At 65.3% G+C, this 1,662-nt stretch carries 1 protein-coding gene; it reads left to right on the forward strand.

Features of this window, described 5'->3' with window-relative positions:
* Nucleotides 1-139 precede the first annotated feature (139 nt).
* Nucleotides 140-1,662 (forward strand): head maturation protease, ClpP-related (locus tag AC1D01_RS33690; RefSeq protein ID WP_477873815.1); only part of this gene is annotated, 1,523 nt, incomplete at its 3' end.

Below are 1,662 nucleotides of genomic sequence, written 5' to 3' on the forward strand. Positions count from 1 at the left end.
CACCTGTTCCGCGCGATGCAGCAGGACCTTGCGTTGCCGCACTCGGCACGTGGCCTCTATGACGTCGTGCAGCGAGCGCAGGGCTATTCCACACAGAAGCCCGGCACGAAACTGCTCTCACAACAACTTTGAAATCACCATGCAAACGATCCACATCTTTGGCGAAATCGGTACCGAAGTGACTGCGGATTTCATCCGTCAGGAACTGGACCTCTTCAAGGACCAGCCCGTGCTGGTGCGCATCAACTCGGAAGGCGGCGCCGTGTACGACGGCATCGCGATCTATGAGTTGCTGCGCGCTCATCCGTCGCACGTCACGGTCGAGATCACCGGCTGGGCGCTGTCTATTGCCAGCGTCATCGCGATGGGTGGTCGCAAGGTCATCATCGCGCCGTCCGGCCTGATGATGGTCCACAACCCGTGGAGCACCACCAGTGGCAACGCGACCGACCTGCGTCGCACGGCCGACAAGCTCGACCTGGTGCGTGACACGCTCATCACGGCCTATCGGCGCACCGGCCAGGCCGACGACAAGCTGCGAGCCTGGCTCGATGCGGAGACCTGGTTCGACGCCGAGCAAGCGAAGGCGGCCGGCCTGGTCGACGAGATCGCCGACGACTCCTACGACGAGCGGCCCTCCAACGCGCGTGCCTGCGCCTTCTCCATTCCGGACAAGTACAAGCTGCGCCGACCTGCGCTCGCCAATCTGCACCTGCCGCCCCAAAGCCGGCATACGGTCACCCGAGCACCCGAGTCGGCCCCGCTCGCGTCCGCTGCCGGCGCCCCCGTCAGTGACTATGCCCTGTCGATTCGCAACGAAGCGGACACAGCCCGGATCGTGGACATGTTCGAGCGACATATTCTCAGAGCGCCGGACAGCGCGGGCGAGATGGGCAAGTTGATGTTCCAGTGCCTGGCCAACAAGCGGATGACACCAGCCGAGGCGGGCGAGCGCATCCTGAACAAGATGGGCGAGGGCGCGTTCTCGGTCGGCGCAATGGCGTACGTGGACGACCGCGGGCAGACCGTGTGGGCAGGTTCCAGCAGCAGCGGCCCCAGCACGATGCACGAATTCAAGGCCGCTGCCTCTGACGTGCTGCTGGCGCGCGCAGGCGTGCCGGTGGAGAACCCGCACCCGGCCTCGCGTGACCTGCAGCGCCTGACGATGCTCGCGATGGCAGAGAAGGTGCTCTCGATGGCGGGCATCTCGACGTACCGCAAGAGCCAGAACGAGATCATCAAGGCCGCCATGAGCACCTCGGATTTCCCCGAGCTGCTGGCCAACACGACGGGCCGCGCGCTGCGTGCCGGCTACGAGAACGCGCAGGCCACGCACGCGGTGTGGACCGCCGAGCGCGAGGTGCCGGACTTCAAGCCGCAAACCCTGGTGTCGCTGTCCGAGGCGCCGGGCCTGGACAAGGTGCTGGAGCTGGCCAACTACACCTACGGCAGCTTCGCCGAGTCGGCCGAATCGTTCCGCATCGAGACCTTCGGAAAGATCGTCAAGATCTCGCGTCAGGCGCTCATCAATGACGACCTGGACGCCTTCACGCGCATCCTGCAGGCCTACGGTGCTTCCGCGCGCCGCCTCGAAGCCGACAGCGTGTATGCCAAGCTGACGGGCAGCACGCGACTGCGCGATGATCTGCCGCTGTTCCACGC

The organism is Rhizobacter sp. P3_B12 (assembly GCF_056402895.1).